The sequence below is a fragment of the Candidatus Pseudomonas phytovorans genome (genome assembly GCA_029202525.1).
GTDB lineage: Bacteria > Pseudomonadota > Gammaproteobacteria > Pseudomonadales > Pseudomonadaceae > Aquipseudomonas > Aquipseudomonas phytovorans.
The window spans coordinates 361,270-380,000 of the sequence record CP119325.1; the positions used below are offsets into that span (position 1 = coordinate 361,270).

Annotated in this window: 9 protein-coding genes, 2 tRNA genes and 6 rRNA genes (1 of these 17 running past the window's edge); 7 read left to right on the forward strand and 10 right to left on the reverse strand. The window is 57.6% G+C overall.

Annotation, left to right across the window (positions count from 1 at the left end):
* Window positions 1-646 precede the first annotated feature (646 nt).
* The 3 genes from P0Y58_01500 (at window position 647) to P0Y58_01510 (ending at window position 4,374) form a co-directional block, all read left to right on the forward strand.
* Window positions 647-775 carry a hypothetical protein gene (locus tag P0Y58_01500; protein ID WEK30893.1) on the forward strand — a complete coding sequence of 43 codons (129 nt, stop codon included), beginning with the start codon at window positions 647-649 and terminating at the stop codon, window positions 773-775.
* A gap of 76 nt (window positions 776-851) precedes the next feature.
* Entirely contained in the window at window positions 852-3,008 is a 2,157-nt protein-coding gene (locus P0Y58_01505) for a type I secretion system permease/ATPase (GenBank protein ID WEK30894.1), read from the forward strand.
* A 7-nt stretch (window positions 3,009-3,015) separates the two neighbouring features.
* Window positions 3,016-4,374, forward strand: coding sequence for an HlyD family type I secretion periplasmic adaptor subunit (locus tag P0Y58_01510; GenBank protein WEK33255.1), 1,359 nt, complete (start codon window positions 3,016-3,018; stop codon window positions 4,372-4,374).
* A gap of 147 nt (window positions 4,375-4,521) precedes the next feature.
* Here the strand turns inward: P0Y58_01510 and P0Y58_01515 are convergent, their stop codons facing one another.
* Window positions 4,522-6,468, reverse strand: coding sequence for an EAL domain-containing protein (locus P0Y58_01515; GenBank protein WEK30895.1), 1,947 nt, complete (start codon window positions 6,466-6,468; stop codon window positions 4,522-4,524).
* Between the two features lie 10 nt (window positions 6,469-6,478).
* Window positions 6,479-7,240 carry a transglutaminase-like cysteine peptidase gene (locus P0Y58_01520; GenBank protein WEK30896.1) on the reverse strand — a complete coding sequence of 254 codons (762 nt, stop codon included), beginning with the start codon at window positions 7,238-7,240 and terminating at the stop codon, window positions 6,479-6,481.
* Window positions 7,241-7,444: 204 nt separating this feature from the next.
* On the opposite strand from P0Y58_01520, the gene P0Y58_01525 reads away from it, so the two are divergent.
* The 4 genes from P0Y58_01525 to P0Y58_01540 all read left to right on the forward strand — a co-directional run bounded on the left by P0Y58_01525 (window position 7,445) and on the right by P0Y58_01540 (window position 12,291).
* Entirely contained in the window at window positions 7,445-8,134 is a 690-nt protein-coding gene (locus P0Y58_01525; GenBank protein WEK30897.1) for a GntR family transcriptional regulator, read from the forward strand.
* Window positions 8,135-8,246: 112 nt separating this feature from the next.
* Window positions 8,247-8,750 carry a sigma-70 family RNA polymerase sigma factor gene (locus P0Y58_01530; GenBank protein ID WEK30898.1) on the forward strand — a complete coding sequence of 168 codons (504 nt, stop codon included), beginning with the start codon at window positions 8,247-8,249 and terminating at the stop codon, window positions 8,748-8,750.
* A gap of 4 nt (window positions 8,751-8,754) precedes the next feature.
* On the forward strand, window positions 8,755-9,711 hold the full coding sequence (locus tag P0Y58_01535) for a FecR domain-containing protein (GenBank protein ID WEK30899.1): 957 nt from the start codon (window positions 8,755-8,757) through the stop codon (window positions 9,709-9,711).
* 165 nt (window positions 9,712-9,876) lie between these two features.
* Window positions 9,877-12,291 carry a TonB-dependent siderophore receptor gene (locus P0Y58_01540; GenBank protein WEK30900.1) on the forward strand — a complete coding sequence of 805 codons (2,415 nt, stop codon included), beginning with the start codon at window positions 9,877-9,879 and terminating at the stop codon, window positions 12,289-12,291.
* Window positions 12,292-12,357: 66 nt separating this feature from the next.
* Here P0Y58_01540 and rrf (P0Y58_01545) read toward each other — a convergent pair.
* From rrf (P0Y58_01545) to P0Y58_01580, 8 genes are all read right to left on the reverse strand, one after another.
* Window positions 12,358-12,473 (reverse strand): 5S ribosomal RNA (gene rrf / locus P0Y58_01545).
* A gap of 109 nt (window positions 12,474-12,582) precedes the next feature.
* A 5S ribosomal RNA gene (gene rrf, locus P0Y58_01550) occupies window positions 12,583-12,698 on the reverse strand.
* Window positions 12,699-12,849: 151 nt separating this feature from the next.
* A 23S ribosomal RNA gene (locus P0Y58_01555) occupies window positions 12,850-15,742 on the reverse strand.
* 244 nt (window positions 15,743-15,986) lie between these two features.
* Window positions 15,987-16,062 (reverse strand) — tRNA-Ala (locus P0Y58_01560).
* A gap of 25 nt (window positions 16,063-16,087) precedes the next feature.
* Window positions 16,088-16,164, reverse strand: a tRNA-Ile gene (locus P0Y58_01565).
* An 85-nt stretch (window positions 16,165-16,249) separates the two neighbouring features.
* Window positions 16,250-17,786, reverse strand: a 16S ribosomal RNA gene (locus P0Y58_01570).
* 447 nt (window positions 17,787-18,233) lie between these two features.
* Window positions 18,234-18,349: ribosomal RNA gene (rrf, locus tag P0Y58_01575) — 5S ribosomal RNA — on the reverse strand.
* 151 nt (window positions 18,350-18,500) lie between these two features.
* Window positions 18,501-18,731: ribosomal RNA gene (locus P0Y58_01580) — 23S ribosomal RNA — on the reverse strand (it continues 2,662 nt past the right edge of the window).
* Together the 16S, 23S and 5S rRNA genes with 2 tRNA genes alongside form the textbook arrangement of a ribosomal RNA operon.

Here is an 18,731-nt window from a genome sequence, read left to right on the forward strand (position 1 = left end):
ACAGGTCATCCTAAACAATCGGCAATGTAATGTCACATTGATATTTGTACCTTAGCCAACCGTAGATTGAGGACAAATGTCGTGCATCATCGAAAGCTCGCTAAACAGTAAGTTCATAAACATTTTTCACGCCTCGGCGCCGGCATTTCATGCCGCATGACAAACCCTCATTGGCAACCGCCAAGCCTGCATGCGTCAAATTTCAGATGGCCTTCGCGGCTCTGGGCAGCTGCACCCATACAAGCACAAACCTTGCCTGAAACCGAACGGCCAAGGATGTCAAAACGAGACAACATAGGGCCTCTATCAATGGTTGAGCCAGCGCCAGCTTTGTACTGCGCCCAGCCCGCCACAAAACGCTTTATCGCAGAGCACACAGATAGAGAACGATTGCGCAGATACTGACACGGCGATGATGGCAAACCCTTGACGATTTCTGAACCACGACCCAGCGTGCAAACACACTTCATGCGATGAATTTTAACGATCAGCGCCTACAAAACCGTCAACAAGTCAGCGCCCATTTACTGACGATGGCGAAGTTCGATCTTCGGGCACACCCTCACTGCCTGTATGGCAGTCTATGCTGCTGAAAAATGCTCCAGCCTGTACGCAGACCGGGTCAAAGATGAAACACCTGCTGCTCATGAGCAATCTGGTAGCAATGAACGACGTACAACTGTTTACTCAGTACCGATTCGAGGCGACCATTGGCCGTCTGCTCAGCCGTGAGGGCGTCGTAGCCCTCACCTACACCGCTTGGCAGCACCATTGAAAGCCAGGGCGAGCCGCGCCAGACCTTATCGGCAGCTCACCCACCCCACCCACCACAAGGATGAAGAGAGCGCCGCGTGGAATCTGAAGTCAGTCGAGTCCAACTCAGCCATGATCCACGCAGTCAGCATGACGATCCTTTGCTGGATAGCCTGCTGAGCCTGTGTGTCCTGCACCAGAAACCTGCCAGCCGGGTCATGCTGACCACCGGCCTGCCGCTGCCCGCCCAGCGCCTGAGCCCCGAGCTGTTGCCCCGTGCCGCCGCCCGGGCCGGCCTGCAAGGGCGCTTGTTGCAGCGCAAGCTGGAGCAGATCCCGAGCATCGCCATGCCGGCGATGCTGCTGCTAAAAGAAGGCCGCAGTGCCGTCCTGCTGGGCTGGGAGAACGAAGACACTGCTCGCCTGTTGCTCAGCGAGAGCGACGGCGGTGAGGTGCACGTCAGCCGCGAAGCCCTGCAAAGCGACTATAGCGGCCGGGTGTTCTTCGCCCAGCCGCAGCACAAGTTCGATGTCAACCACGGCAACCTGATCCCGCGGGCAAAGTCGTGGTTCCGCGATACCCTGTTGCGCAGCAAGTGGCTGTATATCGACGCCATCGCCGCCAGCCTGGTGATCAACCTGATCGCCCTGGCCGCACCACTGTTCGTGATGAACGTGTATGACCGCGTGGTGCCGAACCAGGCAACGTCAACACTTTGGGTGCTGGCCATCGGTATCGCCGGTGCCTATGTCTTCGACCTGATCCTCAAGGGCCTGCGCGGCCTGTGCCTGGACCTGGCCGGCAAGAAGACCGACCTGATCATCTCGGCGACCCTGTTCGAGCGCATCGTCGGCATGTCGATGAAGTACCGCCCGGCGAGGGTCGGCAGCTTTGCCCAGAACATTCACGAGTTCCAGGGCCTGCGCGACTTCCTCGCTTCACTGACCCTGACCAGTCTGATCGACCTGCCGTTCACCGTCCTTATCCTGATCGTCATCGCCATCATTGGCGGGCACCTGGTGTGGATCCCGATCATTGCCTTCCCACTGGCCCTTGGTATCGGCTATGCGCTGCAGCGGCCGCTGATGGCGACCATGGAGCGGACCATGGCCCTGGCCTCCGAGCGCCAGTCCAGCCTGATCGAAACCCTGGCCGGCCTGGATGCGGTAAAGGTCAACAACGCCGAGAGCGAACGCCAGTACATGTGGGAGCAGACTCTCGGCACCCTCAGCCGCCTGGAACTGCGTGTGAAGGTGCTGTCGAGCCTGGCGATGAACATCACCATGCTGATCCAGCAACTGGCGGGCGTGGCGATGATCTGCGTCGGTGTGTACCTGATCATCGACGGCAACCTCAGCATGGGCGGCCTGGTGGCGTGCTACATGCTCAGCGGCCGCGCCCTCGGCCCGCTAGGCCAGCTCAACGGCCTGCTCGCCCGCTACCAGGGGGCCAAGGTGACCATGGTTGCCACCGACCACATGATGGAATTGCCGCAAGAGCGCAACTTCGAAGAGCGCCCGCTGAGCCGCAAGGTACTGCAGGGCAGTGTCGAGTTCCGCGGGGTCGACTTCACCTACCCGAACCAGCAGAACCTGGCCCTGAAGAACATCAACCTGACCATCCGCCCCGGCGAGAAGGTCGGCATCATCGGGCGCAGTGGCTCGGGCAAAAGCTCGCTGGCCAAGCTCATCGTCGGCCTGTACGAAGCCGATGGCGGCTCACTGCTGGTCGATGGCGTGGACATTCGCCAGATCGACGTCAGCGAACTGCGCCACAACATCGGCTATGTACCGCAAGACATCCAGCTGCTGGCCGGCACCCTGCGCGATAACCTGGTCAGCGGTGCCCGCTACATCGAGGACGAACTGATCCTGCAGGCCGCCGAGCTGGCGGGCGTGCATGAGTTCGCCCGTTTGCACCCGGACGGTTACGAACTGCAGGTGGGTGAGCGCGGGCAGAACCTGTCCGGCGGCCAGCGGCAGAACGTCGCCCTGGGCCGCGCGCTGCTGCTCAACCCGCAGATCCTGTTGCTGGACGAACCGACCAGTGCCATGGACAACACCGGCGAAGAGCGACTCAAACAGCGCCTGCAAGCGGTGGTGGAAGGCAAGACGGTACTGTTGGTCACGCACCGTGCCTCGCTGCTGTCGCTGGTGGACCGGCTGATCGTGATCGATCGCGGGCAGATTGTCGCCGACGGCCCGAAAGCCGCGGTCATGGATGCGCTGAAGAAGGGGCAGATCAGTGTTGCATAAGCTGGATATGGGGCAATTCAAGGATGGCCTGCGCCGCTACTTCAAAGGTTCCGACTCTCTGGGCGGTCAACCGCTGCCTGAGGTCAACAAGGCCCTGATCGAAGATGCGCCGCGGGTTGTGCGGCTGACCATCTGGGGCGTGATCCTGTTCTTCGTGTTCCTGATCGTGTGGGCCAGCGTTGCCCCCATCGATGAGGTCACGAGGGGTGAAGGCAAGGCCATTCCGTCGTCCAAGGTGCAGAAGATCCAGAACCTGGAGGGCGGTATCGTCGCCGAAATCTTCGCCAAGGAAGGGCAGATCGTCGAAGTGGGCCAGCCGCTGCTGCGCCTGGATGAAACCCGCTTCGCCTCCAACGTGGGCGAAACCGAGGCCGACCGCCTGGCCATGGCGCTGCGGGTCGAGCGCCTGAGTGCCGAGGTAGAGGACCGCCCGCTGAAGATCGACGAAGAACTGCGCAAAGCCGCACCAAGCCAGGCGGCCAGTGAAGAATCGCTGTACCAGAGCCGGCGCCAGCAACTGCAGGACGAGATTGGCGGCCTGCAGCAGCAGCTGGTTCAGCGCCAGCAGGAGCTACGTGAGTACAGCTCCAAACGCGCCCAGTACGCCAGCAGCCTTGAGTTGCTGCGCAAAGAAATCGGCATGTCCGAACCGCTGGTGGCAACCGGTGCGATCTCCCAGGTCGAAGTGCTGCGCCTGCGCCGCGCCGAAGTGGAAAACCGTGGCCAGCTGGACTCTACCGCACTGGCCATCCCACGCGCCGAGGCGGCCATCCGCGAGGTGCAAAGCAAGATCGAGGAAACCCGAGGCAAATTCCGCAGTGAAGCGCTGACCCAGCTGAACGAGGCGCGCACCGAGCTGAACAAGGCCACGGCCACCAGCAAGGCACTGGACGATCGGGTGCACCGCACCATGGTCACTTCGCCTGTACGCGGTATCGTCAAGCAGATGCTGGTCAACACCATCGGCGGGGTGATCCAGCCTGGCAGCGATATCATCGAAGTGGTACCACTGGACGACACGCTGGTGATCGAAGCGAAGATCCTGCCCAAGGACATCGCCTTCCTGCACCCGGGGCAGGAGGCGACCGTCAAGTTCACGGCCTACGACTACACCATCTACGGTGGGCTCAAGGCCAAGCTGGAGCAGATCGGCGCCGACACCATCACCGACGAAGACAAGAAGACCACCTACTACCTGATCAAGCTGCGCACCGACCGCAGTCACCTGGGCACTGACGAGAAGCCGTTGCTGATCATTCCGGGGATGGTGGCGACGGTGGATATCATGACCGGCAAGAAGACCATCATGAGCTACCTGCTCAAGCCGATCATGAAGGCGCGGTCGGAGGCGCTACGCGAGCGGTGATGAGCATTGCTACTGCTTTGTAGTGGCTCCTCTGGCCCTATCGCCGGCAAGCCAGCTCCCACAGGTACTGCACAGGCTTTGAAGTTGGTGCAGTACCTGTGGGAGCTGGCTTGCCGGCGATAGGGCCGGAACTGCCAGTACCAGAACTCAGCGCCAGGGCGCCGGTTCACCAACCAGCTGCCCCTGAATACCGCCTACCCTCATTTCCTGCAGCACCAGCCGCTCCCCTTCGGTTTCGACCCGCTCGGCAATCAGCGGCAAATCGATGCTGTGCGCAGCACGCTGGATCGCTTCGATGAACAGCCGCTTGTGCTGCTCATGGTCGATATTGCGGATATAGCTACCGTCGATCTTCAGGTAAGCCAGGCCCAGGTGCGCCAGGTTGCCGATCATGCTGAAGCGCCCGCCAAAGCGTTGCAGCGCCAGGCCGAAGCCAAGCCCGTGCAGGCGCCGGGTAAGTTGCTCCAGGGCTGCCTGCTCGGGCAACTGCTCTTCACCAATTTCAAATACCAGACGCGGCCCCATGGCCACGTTCTGGCCCAGCAATTCGAAGACTCGCTGCAAGGCCTTTGGGTCGGCCAGGGTGGCAGCGGACAGGTTCACCGCCAGTACCTGGTCATGCCCACGCAGGTGCGCCAGCACTTTCTCCAGCACCAGCACGTCCAACCGTGGCATCCAGCCAAAGCGTTCAAGCCAGGGCAGGAAGCGCCCCGCCGGCAATGCCTCGCCCTGGCCATCCTGCAGGCGTGAAATCACCTTGTGGTGCAGTACCCGTTGGGCCGTGCCGCAATCCACCACGGGTTGGAAGAACAGTTCAAAACGCCCATTGATGAATGCCTGATCAAGCCGCTCGTGCCAAGCATGCTGGCTGTCCGCCGCAACGGCAGCCACACCTTGTTCAAGGCACACCCAGCCTGGGGTCGGCTGGTTCTCGGCGCGGGCCAGGGCCTCGTCTGCGAGCTTGAGCAACGCCTGCGGTGCATCACCGGGGCTGAACGGCGCGAGGCCGATACAGGCCACCGGGTCGATATCACTGGCACCGGTCTCGTGCAGGCTTTGCAGTGTCGCTTCCAGGGCCTGGGCAAGGTGTACCGCTTCTTCATGCACCATGCCCGGCGCCAGCACGGCAAACTCGCCACCGCGGCTGCGGGAAATCAGGTCTTTGGTTTCCGGGAAGCTGGCGCAGGTTCGGCGCAACTGCTCACCCACGGCCTGCAGCAACTGGTCGGTACGCTGGCCGCCAAGGCGTGCGTTCAGCCCTGCCAGCCCTTGGACACGCAGCAATAGCAGGTAGCCGGCGCGCGCGTCTTCCAGGTTGCTTACCCGAGTGTTCAGCTGCATCTCGAAATAGCGGCGGTTCGAAAGCCCGGTCAGGCTGTCCTGGTAAGACTCCGCACGCAGCCGTTCGCTACGCTCGGCCTGCTCGGTGAACAGCGCCTTGAGCTTCTCGACCATCTGGTTCATCGCCTGCACCACGCGGCGTAGCTCCGGCGTGCGCGGCAGCTCGGGCAGGCTCAGGAATTCGCGGCGCGCAATGGCGTGGGATTGCTCAACCATATAGTCCAGCGGGCGCAACTGGCGACGCAACAGCAAGGCACCGAGCACGGCACTGGCCGCACCGCACAGCAGCAACCAGCCAAGGCTGCCCAAGGCGCTTTGCCAGAGTTTGGCAATGGCAAACATGGGGTGGCTGATCACTTCTACCCGCGCGGCCTGCTGCCAGCCGCGGCTGACGATGGCATCTCCGCCAGCGGCCTCCAGGCCGATCAGGTGCACGAACCAGCGCGGCACACCGCCGGGGTCCGGCTCGGCGTGGCGCTCTACCAGCACAGCATTGGAGCCCAGGTCGACGACCTTGATGCTTGCATAGTAACCACTGTCGAAGATCGAGCTGACCATCAGCTCGACCATTGCCGGGTCGTCGATATTCGGCGTCAGCGACAGCGCCAGCGCGGTCGCCGCATCCTGGGCGTGCGAGCGCAACTGGTTGACGTACTGGCTACGCGAGCTTTCCAGGCTGACCATGAAGCTGCCACTGAAGGCGACTACCAGGAACAGGCAAATGGCCAACAGTAATTGTTTGAACAGTGACATCTGTGCTCCTTCAGTAAACCGGCTCGGCCGGGAACCCTTCGGCCTGCATTTTCTTCAGCAAATCCTGCCAGCGAGACAGCCGCTTGGTATCGCCGACTTTCTTGTTGCCTGCCGCGCCCGTCAGCCACAAGCCCTCGCCATTGAAGGCGTACACCGGCAGCAGGTCGGTACGCTGGCTTGCCGGCTTGATGGCGTCCATCAGGCTGTCGAGCACCAAAGGCTGGGCCTGTGGGTTTGAATAATACGTCAGGACCATATGTGCCCGGTTCTGTCGCAACGCCTTGACGTAGGTAATGCGCAGTTTTTCGCTGGGGATGCCCATGCGCCTCAGGCTGAAATACTTGGCGATGGCGTAGTCCTCGCAGTCCCCGGCTCCTTTGATCAGTGCCTGCACCGGTGTGGCCCAGTAGTCGACCTCATGCCAAAGGTCGATGTCTTCGACGTAGCGCAATTGCTGGTTGAAGAAGCGGTTGACCACTTGCAGTTGCTCAAGCTCGGTACCCTGCTTTTGTGTGGCCATAAGGTTCTGCCAGGCATCAATACGGCCCTGCCCGGCACCTAGAGGGCCATACAGCGCCTGCGACTTGCGGCTGATCTGGGAGAAATCCCAATCCGCGTGCAAGCCGCCCAGCAGTAGACTGCCCAGCAGCGCGGCAAAGCCGACACGTCGCACAACGGTTTTGAACATCCAGGATATCGCCACTGCGAAGCCCTGTTCAGGCCAGTCGAAAGCAGCGATGGTGCGGCTTGCCACCGTAAAAAACAATGGCACCCTGCAATCATGCATCCGCCTGTCAGCCGGCCTACACTTTCTATTTATATCCTTCTATAGGTCGCTTCCTTTGGCAGGCGACTTCATCCACCATAGCCGCGCTTTTGGGCGCCCGTTCCACTAAGGGCCTTGGTTTGACAACCCCCATAAGCTATTACTAGTGTCATTGGATCCAACTTTAGTCATCGTTGAGGCAGTCGTCGCGTGGCCGATAAAATCAAATTGAGCAATGTGCTGGCCAGCGAGCAGCTGTCGCCGCACCAGGCCCGTGCCGTGATCGAAGAACGCCTGCGTAGCGCCATCCTCGATGGCCGCCTCCCCCCTGGTACCGCCGTGCGGCAGCAAGAGCTCGCCACCTTGTTTGGCGTCAGCCGCATGCCCGTGCGCGAGGCATTGCGCCAGCTTGAAGCGCAATCGCTGCTGAAAGTGGAAATGCACAAGGGTGCGGTGGTTGCACCGTTGATCGGCGAGGATGCGGTAGACACCTATGCCCTGCGCGTACTGCTTGAGAGCGAAGCGCTGCGCCAGTCCATCCCGCTGCTTGATGCCAGCGACATCGCCAGCGCCCGTGGCTACATCCAGCAACTGGAGAACGAAACCCGCCATGCCGAAATCGGCCGTCTGAACCGCCTGTTCCACATGACGCTGTACAGCAAGGCGTCGAACAGGAAGTTGCTGCGACTGATCGAGAACGAACTGAACGAGGAAGAGCGCTTCCTGCGTTTTCATCTTTCATCCATGGGCCTGGGCAAGCTGACGCAGGACGATCACAACGCACTGGTAGATGCGGCCAGCGACAAGCTGGTGGATGAAGCGATAGCGGTGCTGGAACAGCACCTCAATAGCGGGGCACGGGTGATCCGCAATTACCTGGATACGCAACGGGGGCGTTAGCCGGTAATCGGCTTTATGTGCAGCGCGAGCAGATGGGTTGCAAATTGATCTTGTCACGCCAACAATGAGACTAATTATCATTCATGTCCATTGATGCCAGCGCCCTCCCCTTATGCCCAGCAATGACTCCGTGCAAACGCTCTACAGTGACCACCACGGTTGGTTGCACGCCTGGCTGCGCAGCAAGCTGGGCAATGCCGCCGATGCCGCAGACCTGGCCCATGACACCTTCGTCCGCTTGCTGCAACGCCGCGAACACCTGCAACTCAACACCCCCCGTGCCTTCCTTCGCACGGTAGCGCGTGGATTGGTCATCGATCACTGGCGCCGCGAGGAGCTGCACCGGGCTTACCTGGAGGCATTGGCCCATGTGCCGGAAGCACAGGCCCCTTCGGCTGAAACCCGCGAGCTGCTGCTGGAGTTGCTTGAGCGTATTGCGCGCATGCTCGATGGCCTCAAGCCCAAGGTACGTCGCGCATTCCTGCTGGCCCAATGCGAGGGGCTGAAGCACCAGGCCATTGCCGAGCAGATGGGCATCTCGGTGCGTACCGTAGAGCGTTACATCGCTGATGCGCTCTACCATTGCTATGTGCTGCGCTACGAAGACGAGTGCTGAATCAATGACTGGCGCACGCCCTGATGCAAAAGCGGTGAAGCAGGCCATCCAGTGGGTGCTGCGGCTGCGTGAGGGCGGGCATGAGCCAACTCTGCAGCAACAGTGCGCGCAATGGCGCAATGCCCACCACGAACATGAACAGGCCTGGCAACGCGTAGTGCACCTGCATCAGGACCTTGACCTGCGCTCGATCCCCGGGGCGGGGTTGGCGTTGCAGACTCTGGAGACCAGCCAGCAGCGCCTGCACCGCCGGCAGGCGCTGAAGCTGCTGGGCGGCGTTGTCATGGTGGGGTCGGCGACATGGCTGGCCAAGGACCTCGATGCTATCAGTGCATGGTCCGCGGACTACGCAACCAGCACCGGTGAGCGACGTGCCTTTACCCTGCCCGATGGCTCACTGATGCAACTCAATACCCGCAGTGCCGTAGACCTGGCCTTCGATGGCCAGCAGCGCCTGGTCCACCTGAAGCAGGGAGAGCTGATGATTACCTGCAACGGTCGGCATCCAGTCCAGGTACAAATCCGCGACGCGCTGTTGGAAGCGTTCGAAGGACGCTTTGTGGCCTATCAGGACAACGACTGCACGCGTGTCAGTGTCAGCCACGGCAAAGTGGCGATCCACCGGCCTGGCAATGGCCAACTGATGTGGATCGAAAGCGGCCAGAGCTGGCGCCTGGATGCTCAAGGTGCTCAGCGGCTCGCGCACCTGGACATGGACGCGATGGCCTGGACTGAAGGGTTGATCGTTACCCAGGACATGCGACTGGCCGACTTCCTCGCACAGGTCAGCCGCTATCGCCATGGTTATCTGGGCTGCAGCGACGAGATCGCCGATTTGCGCCTGTCGGGAGTGTTCCGCCTCGAAGACCCGGAGCAACTGCTCCAACTGCTACCGCAGACGCTGCCTGTGAGACTTCGCCAACGGACACGCTGGTGGGTACGTGTAGAGCGCATGGCCTGATAAGGGCTTACCGATTTCTGGCGGGTTTTCAATCCCGGTCCGGCTAGGACAGTAAGCGACACCTTCTGCCCTCAACTCTTCAACGGACCCTCCATGTCTACCAACCCGGTGTTAACCCACACTTTCAACTCGAATGATTATCGACCTGTCCTGCAGTCAGCACGCTTGCGCCATGCCATCCGGGCCGCACTGTTTGGCACTGCCTTGGGCATGGCAGCTGTTCCGCAACTTTGCGCAGCGGCTGAAACAGCCCAAGTGAGTCATCACTACGCAATCCCTGCAGGCCAGCTGGCCGACGTACTCAATCAGTTCGCTCGCCAGGCCGGCATTACCCTTTCGAGTACGCCTCAGCTCACTGATGGGTTGCAATCTCATGGCCTGCAAGGGCAGTACGCTACCGATCAGGCGCTGCGCCAACTGCTCAATGGCAGCGGCCTTGAAGCCGTCAGCCAGGACGGGCGTAGCTATGTGCTGCAGGCACAGCCCCAAGGCGCCGCCCTGTCATTGCCAGACACCGATATCCGTAGCTTCACCCTCGGCAACGCGCTGGGCAGCATGGAAGGTTACAACGCCACGCACAGCCAGGTGGCGACCAAGACCAGCACACCATTGGTGGAAACATCCCAATCCGTTTCGGTGGTGACTCGCCAGCAGATGGACGATCAGGGATCGCAGACCGTTGCCCAGGCAATGCGCTACACGCCTGGGGTACTCACCAACCCTTACGGTGCCACCCATCGCTACGACTATGTGGCCATGCGCGGCTTCAACGACGGCTCTGTGGATAACATCTACGTTGATGGGCTCAAGTCGATGGGCGACAACGGCACGTACAGCACCATGCAGGTCGACCCGTACTTCCTTGAGCGGATCGACATTCTCAAGGGGCCCTCTTCGGTGCTGTATGGGCGAAGCTCGCCGGGGGGCCTGGTAGCACTGACCACCAAGAAGCCGCTATTTACCCCCTACCGTCAGATCCAGGCCACGGTCGGCACCCAAGGCCAGCGTGGCATGGGTTTCGACTTCAGTGGCCCTGTGGATGACGACAAGCGCATCGCTTATCGCCTGACAGGCCTGGCTGATGCATCCGACACCCAGTTCGACCACACCAAGGAAGAACGCTACACCATCGCCCCGGCCATCAGCGTCGACTTTACCGAAGACACCTCGCTCACATTGCAGGCTTACCTGCAGCACGACCCTAACGGCGGGTACCACGGCGGCAACCCTGCAGACGGCATGCTGCACAAGCGCAACGGCTTGCGCTTGTCAGACCACTTCTTCGAGGGCGAGCCGGGCATCGACAACTACGAGCGCACCCAGCAATCTTTCAGCTACCAGTTCGAGCACCGCTTCAACGATGTGCTCACCGCACGGCAGAACTTCCGCTACCAGGACTCCGACGTGTCCATGGACCAGGTGTACTCGGCCGGCTGGGCGGATGCCGACAGCAACATACTCAACCGCGCCTATACCGGGGGCGACGAGCGCCTGCATTCGTACATCATCGACAATATGCTGCAGGCAGAATTCTTCACCGGTGCAGCCAAACACACCCTGCTGCTGGGCGCCGACTACCAGCGGCGCAAGGCCGACGTCGCATGGCGTTATGGCACGGTCGACCCGCTGGACGCCGGCAATCCGCAGTACGGCAATGGCAACCTTCAGGTCCTGGGCGAAAACCGCTATCAGCGGCGCTTGCAGCAAACAGGTGTGTATCTGCAGGACCTCGTGGAGCTGGACCAGTGGCGCTTCTCGCTGGGTCTGCGCCAGGACTGGGTGAAGGTGTCCGAGGAGAATCGCGACAGCAACTCCAAGGTCAGCGATCAGCGCTCCAGGTTTACTACCCGGGCCGGGGTGCTCTATTTGTTTGAGAACGGCATTGCGCCCTACGTCAGCTACTCGGAGTCGTTCAACCCCAATACCGTGTCCGACCAGGAAGGTCGCCCGCTGGCACCGACCGAGGGCACTCAATGGGAGGCAGGCATCAAGTATCAACCTCCAGGCAGCGACAACCTGTTCACCGCATCGGTGTTCCGCATCGAACAGGAAAACCTGGCCTCGAAGCAACCTGACGAAAACTTCTATCGCCCGGTAGGTGAAGTCCGCTCGCAAGGGCTGGAGCTGGAGGCCCATGTGCAACTGACCGACAGCCTCAAACTGCTGGGCGGCTACACCTTTACCGATATCGAATATGCCAGGTCGATGCCGAGCCTGACGTCGGGCAGCCTCGATAACAAGGGCAATTCGCCAACCCAGGCACCGAAACAGATGTTCTCGCTGTGGGCTGACTACAACTTCCACCAAGGGCCTCTGGATGGCCTGCGGCTGGGCGGTGGAGTGCGGTATGTGGGCTACAGCTGGGTGGATGCGGAAAACAGCATGAAGGTGCCTTCCTACACCTTGTTCGACGCTTCGCTCGGCTATGACCTGGGCAAGGTTGGGCTCAAGGGTGTGGATGTGCGCCTTAACGCCAACAACCTCACCAATGAAAGCTACATCACCTCATGTGCCAGCCTGAACTACTGCTACATGGGTGAAGAGCGCAATGTCAGCGCCACGGTCAGCTATCAGTTCTGACCGATATAGACAGCCGGAAAAGACAAAGCCCCTGTCTGCATTGCAGACAGGGGCTTTGGGTTTGAATCTTGACGATGACCTACTCTCACATGGGGAAACCCCACACTACCATCGGCGATGCATCGTTTCACTGCTGAGTTCGGGATGGGATCAGGTGGTTCCAATGCTCTATGGTCGTCAAGAAATTCTGTGTGCTGGCCCGTCACTCGGACGTACCTGCGAATCTCTGTAGTTCCTACTTAAAGACAAAACCCCTACCTGCGTGCGCAGATAGGGGTTTTGCGAAATGAATCTTGACGATGACCTACTCTCACATGGGGAAACCCCACACTACCATCGGCGATGCATCGTTTCACTACTGAGTTCGGGATGGGATCAGGTGGTTCCAATGCTCTATGGTCGTCAAGAAATTCTGTAGCCAGAATGTCCAGATGGACAGCCCAGCGAATCCGGATATGTGATATTTGTGGGTACGTTCGAACTTTCGGTTCTTTCGTCTTCACCACCACAATTTGGCGCTTCTTGTTCAGAGGCCTGCGCAAATTGCTTGGGTGTTATATGGTCAAGCCTCACGGGCAATTAGTATTGGTTAGCTCAACGCCTCACAGCGCTTACACACCCAACCTATCAACGTCGTAGTCTTCGACGGCCCTTCAGGGGATTCTAGATCCCAGTGAGATCTCATCTTGAGGCAAGTTTCCCGCTTAGATGCTTTCAGCGGTTATCTCTTCCGAACATAGCTACCCGGCAATGCCACTGGCGTGACAACCGGAACACCAGAGGTTCGTCCACTCCGGTCCTCTCGTACTAGGAGCAGCCCCTCTCAAATCTCAAACGTCCACGGCAGATAGGGACCGAACTGTCTCACGACGTTCTAAACCCAGCTCGCGTACCACTTTAAATGGCGAACAGCCATACCCTTGGGACCGGCTTCAGCCCCAGGATGTGATGAGCCGACATCGAGGTGCCAAACACCGCCGTCGATATGAACTCTTGGGCGGTATCAGCCTGTTATCCCCGGAGTACCTTTTATCCGTTGAGCGATGGCCCTTCCATACAGAACCACCGGATCACTAAGACCTACTTTCGTACCTGCTCGACGTGTGTGTCTCGCAGTCAAGCGCGCTTTTGCCTTTATACTCTACGACCGATTTCCGACCGGTCTGAGCGCACCTTCGTACTCCTCCGTTACTCTTTGGGAGGAGACCGCCCCAGTCAAACTACCCACCATACACTGTCCTCGATCCGGATAACGGACCTGAGTTAGAACCTCAAAGTTGCCAGGGTGGTATTTCAAGGATGGCTCCATGAGAACTGGCGTCCCCACTTCAAAGCCTCCCACCTATCCTACACAAGCAAATTCAAAGTCCAGTGCAAAGCTATAGTAAAGGTTCACGGGGTCTTTCCGTCTAGCCGCGGATACACTGCATCTTCACAGCGATTTCAATTTCACTGAGTCTCGGGTGGAGACAGCGCCGCCATCGTTACGCCATTCGTGCAGGTCGGAACTTACCCGACAAGGAATTTCGCTACCTTAGGACCGTTATAGTTACGGCCGCCGTTTACCGGGGCTTCGATCAAGAGCTTCGCTTGCGCTAACCCCATCAATTAACCTTCCGGCACCGGGCAGGCGTCACACCCTATACGTCCACTTTCGTGTTTGCAGAGTGCTGTGTTTTTAATAAACAGTCGCAGCGGCCTGGTATCTTCGACCGGCATAAGCTTACGGAGCAAGTCCTTCACCTTCGCCGGCGCACCTTCTCCCGAAGTTACGGTGCCATTTTGCCTAGTTCCTTCACCCGAGTTCTCTCAAGCGCCTTGGTATTCTCTACCTAACCACCTGTGTCGGTTTGGGGTACGGTTCCCAGTTATCTGAAGCTTAGGAGCTTTTCTTGGAAGCATGGTATCAACCACTTCGTCGCCTAATGGCAACTCGTCATCAGCTCTCGGCCTTAGAATCCCGGATTTGCCTAAGATTCCAGCCTACCACCTTAAACCTGGACAACCAACGCCAGGCTGGCCTAACCTTCTCCGTCCCTCCATCGCAATAACTGGAAGTACAGGAATATTAACCTGTTTTCCATCGACTACGCTTTTCAGCCTCGCCTTAGGGACCGACTAACCCTGCGTCGATTAACGTTGCGCAGGAAACCTTGGTCTTTCGGCGTGGGAGTTTTTCACTCCCATTGTCGTTACTCATGTCAGCATTCGCACTTCTGATACCTCCAGCAAGCTTCTCAACTCACCTTCACAGGCTTACAGAACGCTCCTCTACCGCATCATCATAAGATGATACCCGTAGCTTCGGTGCATGGTTTGAGCCCCGTTACATCTTCCGCGCAGGCCGACTCGACTAGTGAGCTATTACGCTTTCTTTAAAGGGTGGCTGCTTCTAAGCCAACCTCCTAGCTGTCTAAGCCTTCCCACATCGTTTCCCACTTAACCATGACTTTGGGACCTTAGCTGACGGTCTGGGTTGTTTCCCTTTTCACGACGGACGTTAGCACCCGCCGTGTGTCTCCCATGCTCGGCACTTGTAGGTATTCGGAGTTTGCATCGGTTTGGTAAGTCGGGATGACCCCCTAGCCGAAACAGTGCTCTACCCCCTACAGTGATACATGAGGCGCTACCTAAATAGCTTTCGAGGAGAACCAGCTATCTCCGAGCTTGATTAGCCTTTCACTCCGATCCACAGGTCATCCGCTAACTTTTCAACGGTAGTCGGTTCGGTCCTCCAGTTAGTGTTACCCAACCTTCAACCTGCCCATGGATAGATCGCCCGGTTTCGGGTCTATACCCAGCGACTAAACGCGCTATTAACACTCGCTTTCGCTACGCCTCCCCTATTCGGTTAAGCTCGCCACTGAATATAAGTCGCTGACCCATTATACAAAAGGTACGCAGTCACCTAACAAAGTAGGCTCCCACTGCTTGTACGCATACGGTTTCAGGATCTATTTCACTCCCCTCTCCGGGGTTCTTTTCGCCTTTCCCTCACGGTACTAGTTCACTATCGGTCAGTCAGTAGTATTTAGCCTTGGAGGATGGTCCCCCCATATTCAGACAAAGTTTCTCGTGCTCCGTCCTACTCGATTTCATTGACAAGAGATTTTCGTGTACGGGGCTATCACCCACTATGGCGGCACTTTCCAGAGCCTTCCACTAATCTCAAACCAACTTAAGGGCTGGTCCCCGTTCGCTCGCCACTACTAAGGGAATCTCGGTTGATTTCTTTTCCTCAGGGTACTTAGATGTTTCAGTTCCCCTGGTTCGCCTCTTGCACCTATGTATTCAGTACAAGATAACCAGCTTATGCTGGCTGGGTTCCCCCATTCAGAGATCTCTGGATCACAGTCTGTTTGCCGACTCCCCAAAGCTTATCGCAGGCTACCACGTCTTTCATCGCCTCTGACTGCCAAGGCATCCACCGTATGCGCTTCTTCACTTGACCATATAACCCCAAGCAATCTGGTTATACTGTGAAGACGACATTCGCCGAAAATTCGTACGTTGCTCTTTCGAGCAGAACTCACAAATTTTACCTTAGCCTGATCACACACCAGTGAAAGTGCATGTCAGTCTATTTCTATCACATATCCGAATTTTTAAAGAACGATCTGACAAAAGTCAGAAATCAACATTCATCAACGAATGTTCATTTCTAAGTTCTGACAAGTTACTGTGTACGGCGAAAGTGGTGGAGCCAAGCGGGATCGAACCGCTGACCTCCTGCGTGCAAGGCAGGCGCTCTCCCAGCTGAGCTATGGCCCCGTATTCTACGGCTAATACCAAGTAATGGTAGGTCTGGGCAGATTTGAACTGCCGACCTCACCCTTATCAGGGGTGCGCTCTAACCAACTGAGCTACAGACCTATAACAGGGTCGCGTTACAGCATCGTCTTTTACAAAGAATCAAGCAATTCGTGTGGGTGCTCATCAGCAGGCTGATGTCGTCGATTAAGGAGGTGATCCAGCCGCAGGTTCCCCTACGGCTACCTTGTTACGACTTCACCCCAGTCATGAATCACACCGTGGTAACCGTCCTCCCGAAGGTTAGACTAGCTACTTCTGGTGCAACCCACTCCCATGGTGTGACGGGCGGTGTGTACAAGGCCCGGGAACGTATTCACCGCGACATTCTGATTCGCGATTACTAGCGATTCCGACTTCACGCAGTCGAGTTGCAGACTGCGATCCGGACTACGATCGGTTTTGTGAGATTAGCTCCACCTCGCGGCTTGGCAACCCTCTGTACCGACCATTGTAGCACGTGTGTAGCCCAGGCCGTAAGGGCCATGATGACTTGACGTCATCCCCACCTTCCTCCGGTTTGTCACCGGCAGTCTCCTTAGAGTGCCCACCATTACGTGCTGGTAACTAAGGACAAGGGTTGCGCTCGTTACGGGACTTAACCCAACATCTCACGACACGAGCTGACGACAGCCATGCAGCACCTGTGTCAGAGTTCCCGAAGGCACCAATCCATCTCTGGAAAGTTCTCTGCATGTCAAGGCCTGGTAAGGTTCTTCGCGTTGCTTCGAATTAAACCACATGCTCCACCGCTTGTGCGGGCCCCCGTCAATTCATTTGAGTTTTAACCTTGCGGCCGTACTCCCCAGGCGGTCAACTTAATGCGTTAGCTGCGCCACTAAAATCTCAAGGATTCCAACGGCTAGTTGACATCGTTTACGGCGTGGACTACCAGGGTATCTAATCCTGTTTGCTCCCCACGCTTTCGCACCTCAGTGTCAGTATCAGTCCAGGTGGTCGCCTTCGCCACTGGTGTTCCTTCCTATATCTACGCATTTCACCGCTACACAGGAAATTCCACCACCCTCTACCGTACTCTAGCTTGCCAGTTTTGGATGCAGTTCCCAGGTTGAGCCCGGGGCTTTCACATTCAACTTAACAAACCACCTACGCGCGCTTTACGCCCAGTAATTCCGATTAACGCTTGCACCCTCTGTATTACCGCGGCTGCTGGCACAGAGTTAGCCGGTGCTTATTCTGTCGGTAACGTCAAAACACTAACGTATTAGGTTAATGCCCTTCCTCCCAACTTAAAGTGCTTTACAATCCGAAGACCTTCTTCACACACGCGGCATGGCTGGATCAGGCTTTCGCCCATTGTCCAATATTCCCCACTGCTGCCTCCCGTAGGAGTCTGGACCGTGTCTCAGTTCCAGTGTGACTGATCATCCTCTCAGACCAGTTACGGATCGTCGCCTTGGTGAGCCATTACCTCACCAACTAGCTAATCCGACCTAGGCTCATCTGATAGCGCAAGGCCCGAAGGTCCCCTGCTTTCTCCCGTAGGACGTATGCGGTATTAGCGTTCCTTTCGAAACGTTGTCCCCCACTACCAGGCAGATTCCTAGGCATTACTCACCCGTCCGCCGCTGAATCGAAGAGCAAGCTCTTCTCATCCGCTCGACTTGCATGTGTTAGGCCTGCCGCCAGCGTTCAATCTGAGCCATGATCAAACTCTTCAGTTCAATACTGCTTGGGTTTTTAAGAAACCCTAAACTTGGCTCAGCAATCTCAAATGACTATGTGATTTCTCGCATGGTCACTTGTGATGCTGATAATCTTTTTGACTATCAGTCCATACTCACAAGCACCCACACGAATTGCTTGATTCAATTTGTTAAAGAGCGTTTGGTTAAGAGCTTTTCGTCTCAACCGAGGCGCGCATTCTACGCTTTCCTCAGAGCCTGTCAAGCGTTTATTTTGAAGTTTTTTGCGAGAATCTCGTTCAACTTCAAACACTTAACTCGCTTCGATCTCTCGTCGCGGGAGGTGAATAATACAGCATTCAAAAACGCTGTCAACCACCTTTTACAACCACCGGCTGGCTGCTTAGCCTACCAGGAGAAGCGATAGCTTCTACTTAAAGACAAAACCCCTACCTGCATGCGCAGATAGGGGTTTTGCGAAATGAATCTTGACGATGACCTACTCTCACATGGGGAAACCCCACACTACCATCGGCGATGCATCGTTTCACTACTGAGTTCGGGATGGGATCAGGTGGTTCCAATGCTCTATGGTCGTCAAGAAATTCTGTAGCCAGAATGTCCAGATGGACAGCCCAGCGAATCCGGATATGTGATATTTGTGGGTACGTTCGAACTTTCGGTTCTTTCGTCTTCACCACCACAATTTGGCGCTTCTTGTTCAGAGGCCTGCACAAATTGCTTGGGTGTTATATGGTCAAGCCTCACGGGCAATTAGTATTGGTTAGCTCAACGCCTCACAGCGCTTACACACCCAACCTATCAACGTCGTAGTCTTCGACGGCCCTTCAGGGGATTCTAGATCCCAGTGAGATCTCATCTTGAGGCAAGTTTCCCGCTTAGATGCTTTCAGCGGTTATCTCTTCCGAACATAGCTACCCGGCAATGCCACTGGCGTGACAACCGGAACACCAGAGGTTCGTC